Annotated in this window: 4 protein-coding genes and 1 pseudogene; all 5 read left to right on the forward strand. The window is 64.7% G+C overall.

Going from position 1 to position 3,781, the window contains the following annotated elements:
- Positions 1–199, forward strand: a pseudogene (locus tag Q0L57_RS07860) (50S ribosomal protein L9); the annotation flags it as partial.
- A 252-nt stretch (positions 200–451) separates the two neighbouring features.
- Complete coding sequence (locus tag Q0L57_RS07865) at positions 452–1,744, forward strand: cyclopropane-fatty-acyl-phospholipid synthase family protein (RefSeq protein ID WP_296740650.1); 1,293 nt, start codon at positions 452–454, stop codon at positions 1,742–1,744.
- Between the two features lie 69 nt (positions 1,745–1,813).
- Positions 1,814–2,137: a YnfA family protein gene (locus tag Q0L57_RS07870; protein WP_296740653.1), complete on the forward strand. Its 324-nt coding sequence runs from the start codon at positions 1,814–1,816 to the stop codon at positions 2,135–2,137.
- Positions 2,138–2,141: 4 nt separating this feature from the next.
- Positions 2,142–3,119, forward strand: coding sequence for a small ribosomal subunit Rsm22 family protein (locus Q0L57_RS07875; protein WP_296740655.1), 978 nt, complete (start codon positions 2,142–2,144; stop codon positions 3,117–3,119).
- A gap of 219 nt (positions 3,120–3,338) precedes the next feature.
- A partial coding sequence (locus Q0L57_RS07880; RefSeq protein ID WP_296740658.1) for a DnaB-like helicase N-terminal domain-containing protein occupies positions 3,339–3,781 on the forward strand: 443 nt, incomplete at its 3' end.

The raw sequence follows: 3,781 nt of genomic DNA on the forward strand, positions 1-3,781 counted from the left end.
GATCGCGCTGCATCCGGAAGTCGAGGTCACCGTGACGCTCAACGTCGCCCGTTCGACCGAAGAGGCTGAGCGCCAGGCCAAGGGCGAGACGCTCACCACCGCCGAAGCCATCTATGGCGACGACATCAACGACAATGCGCGGCCGGAGAACTTCTTCGACCCGAATGCCGAGTTCGAAGGCGGCGAAGACAACGCCTGATCGAGCGGTTTGGCGGTGCGTCCACGGACGCGCCGCCTTCGGCTGCGCCCAGCCACGTCACCCTGCGCAGCCATTCTGGACTAACGCCCGGGCACACGACCCGGGCTTTTTTGTGCCAAAAGGAACTTTTCGAGTCCCCATATATTGTTGCAGATTACAGCTTACCGCGTCGATTGGACGCGGCGATGTGCTGTGGCATTTCGATTTTGCCGGTACGGTTGCCGACATGGTCCGTCTGAGGGGACATTGGTGATGAACATCCTGCTGAAACACGTTCTCGAACGCCTGGTGCTGATCGGCAACCTCAAGGTGACGGGGCCGAAGGGCTCGACGTACAAGTTCGGCGACGGCAGCGGCGAGCCCGTGCATATCCACATCAAGACGGCGCATGCCGAGCGCGCCATTGCCTTCGATCCCATGCTGGCGGTGCCGGAATCCTATATGGACGGCGAGTTGGACGTTCTTGAGGGCGGCGTGATCGGACTGATGCGCATCGCATTCCAGAACATGGGTTCGAGCGGCATCGACGTCACCTGGTCGAAAGCGATCGAGGGGCTGCGCCACGCCTTCCGTCGACTGCAGCAGATCAACACCGCGTCGCGCTCACGCCGCAATGTCCAGCGCCACTACGATCTCTCCGGCGATCTCTACAAGCTCTTCCTCGACGAGGACATGCAGTATTCCTGTGCTTATTTCGAACAGCCGGACATGACACTGGACGAGGCTCAACTCGCCAAGAAGCGCCACATCGCCGCCAAACTCCGGATGAAGCCCGGACAGACGGTGCTCGACATCGGCTCCGGCTGGGGCGGCCTCGGCCTCTATCTCGCCAAGGCCTTCGACGTCGACGTGCAGGGCGTGACGCTGTCCACCGAGCAGCATGGCGTCTCGACCGACCGCGCGCATGCGCAAGGGCTGCAGGACCGCGTGCATTTCGAGCTCAAGGACTATCGCGCGCTCAACGAGCGCTTCGACCGCATCGTCTCGGTCGGCATGTTCGAGCATGTCGGTGTCAATCACTACCGCACTTTCTTCGACAAGGCGGCGACGCTGCTCAAGCCCGACGGCGTGATGCTGCTGCACACGATCGGCCGCTCCGGCGTGCCGTGGGCGACCAGCGCCTTCATCCGCAAATACATCTTCCCGGGCGGCTACATCCCGGCGATGTCGGAAGTGCTGCCGGCGATCGAGAAATCCGGCCTCGTCGTCACCGACGTCGAGATCCTGCGCCTGCACTATGCCGAGACGCTGAAACACTGGGGCGAACGCTTCGCCGCCAACCGCGACAAGGCCAAGGCGATCTATGACGAGCGCTTCTGCCGCATGTGGGAGTTCTATCTCGCAGCCTCGGAGGCCGCCTTCCGCTGGCAGGATCTGGTGATCTTCCAGTTCCAGATCGCCAAGACGAACGACACGCTGCCGATCACGCGCGACTACATTGCCAAATGCGAGAAGGCGCTGGAACTGCGCGACCTCGGCCACAAGGAGCCGGCTCCCGCGCCTGCCCCTGCCAAGCCCACCCGCAGGCGCAAGGCGGTGGAGTAGGTACGCGCATTGCCGCTTGCCATCGCGGCCCGATGTTACGAAAAAGGCCACGTTCGCGAGGCCTTTTTCATGACCTACCTGATCTACATCGCAGCAGCCCTTGCCGAGATCGCCGGCTGCTTTTCGTTCTGGGCGTGGTGGCGGCTGGAGAAGTCGCCGCTATGGCTCCTCCCCGGCCTCGTCTCGCTTGCGCTCTTCGCTTTCCTGCTGTCGCTGGTCGACACCAACGCGGCCGGTCGCGCCTACGCCGCCTATGGCGGCATCTATATCGCCGCATCTCTCGGCTGGCTGTGGCTGGTCGAAGGAGCGCGCCCCGACCGCTGGGACCTGGCCGGGGCGGCGCTCTGCATCGCCGGTGCCTCGATCATCTTGCTCGCGCCACGGGAGGCCTGACGGCATGGAACTCCCCGCCAGGCTCCGCCAAGGCGTCGACAGCCTGCTCGAGAAAGTGCCGCTGGCCGCACTCAAGCAGGCTGCACGCACATTGTCTGACCGCTATCGCGCGGAACTGCGCGACGGCCGCCTGCACATGGGCGAAGACATCGCCGTGAAGGCCTATCTGGCGACGAGGCTGCCGGCAACCTATGCCGCCGTCCGCGCCAGCCTCGACGCGCTGACCGAGGCGCGCCCCGACTTCCGGCCGAAAAGCCTGCTCGATATAGGCGCCGGGCCTGGCACCATGCTTTGGGCCACCAGCGATGCCTGGCCCGACCTCGAACGGGCGGTCCTGGTCGAGGCGAGCGCCGCGGTGCGCAAGGTCGGGCAATCGCTGGCGGCCGACGCCATCGCCGCCCGCGCGGACTGGATTGCCGGCGACGCCACCATCGACCTCGACGGGGTCGCGCCCGCCGACCTCGTCAGCGCCGCCTATGTGCTGGACGAGATCGTGCCCGCATCGCTGCCGAAGCTGGTCGACCGGCTCTGGCGGCTCAGCGCCGATACGCTGCTCATCGTCGAGCCCGGCACGCCGGCCGGCTGGCAGCGCATCCTCGCCGCGCGATCGCAACTGATCGAAGCCGGCGCGCATGTACTGGCGCCTTGTCCGCATCAGGCGCCCTGCCCGCTCGCGCCGCCCGACTGGTGCCACTTCGCCCGCCGCGTCGCCCGTTCGCGCCTGCATCGGCTCGTCAAGGAAGCCGAGGTGCCGTGGGAGGACGAGAAATTCATCTATCTTGCCGCCTCGCGGCATCCCGCGCCGACGCGCCCGGCACGGGTGATCGCGCCGCCGAAGACCGGCTCGGGCAAGGTCGTGCTGAAGCTCTGCGAGCCGGACGACCATGCCGGCGAGCGGCTGTTCAGCAAGCGCGACGGCGAGGTCTTCAAGGCGGCGCGGCGCGCGGATTGGGGCGATGCTCTAACCGACAGCGGCGCATGAACAACCAGATTGTTCTTGCTTTGTTCAACGCACGCAACTAAGAATCGCGCCTTGCCGAGTCAATCAGAATCGGGTCTCCGGGATTCTGTCCTGTGGATCGTTTGCGACTCCTGTGAACAACGTGAATCCAATCCGCATCGACACACAGTGTTGCATAATGGTCAGCACCCAATCGTCTCGTTCTGATATCGAGAAAGCGGGATCGAAATCGGGGACATCATGGCAGAGGCGGCACGGAAATTCGGCGTGGCGGAGCAACCGCTCTATCGCGAGGCACCCAACAACATCGAGGCCGAGCAGGCGCTGCTCGGCGCCATCCTGGTCAACAACGACGCCTTCTACCGCGTCTCGGATTTCCTCAAACCCGCGCATTTCTACGAGCCGCTGCACCGCCGTATCTTCGAGGTGGCGGCCGAGCTCATCCGCATGGGAAAGATCGCGACGCCGATCACTCTGAAGACGTTCCTGCCGGCGGATGAGAAGGTTGGCGACGTGACGGTGGCGCAATATGTCGTGCGGCTCGCCGTCGAGGCGGTCACCGTCGTCAATGCCTCCGACTATGGCCGAGCCATCTATGATCTTGCGACGCGCCGCGCGCTGATCACGGTCGGCGAGGACATGGTCAACATCGCCTATGACGCGCCGGTCGACATGTCGCCGTC

The organism is Mesorhizobium sp. (assembly GCF_024509055.1).
Taxonomy (GTDB): domain Bacteria; phylum Pseudomonadota; class Alphaproteobacteria; order Rhizobiales; family Rhizobiaceae; genus Mesorhizobium.

Excerpts from the sequence above, each read along its gene's own strand:
- Q0L57_RS07865 (WP_296740650.1), top strand. The coding sequence starts at position 452 with ATGAACATCCTGCTGAAACACGTTCTCGAACGCCTGGTGCTGATCGGC.
- Q0L57_RS07870 (WP_296740653.1), top strand. The coding sequence starts at position 1,814 with ATGACCTACCTGATCTACATCGCAGCAGCCCTTGCCGAGATCGCCGGC.
- Q0L57_RS07875 (WP_296740655.1), top strand. The coding sequence starts at position 2,142 with ATGGAACTCCCCGCCAGGCTCCGCCAAGGCGTCGACAGCCTGCTCGAG.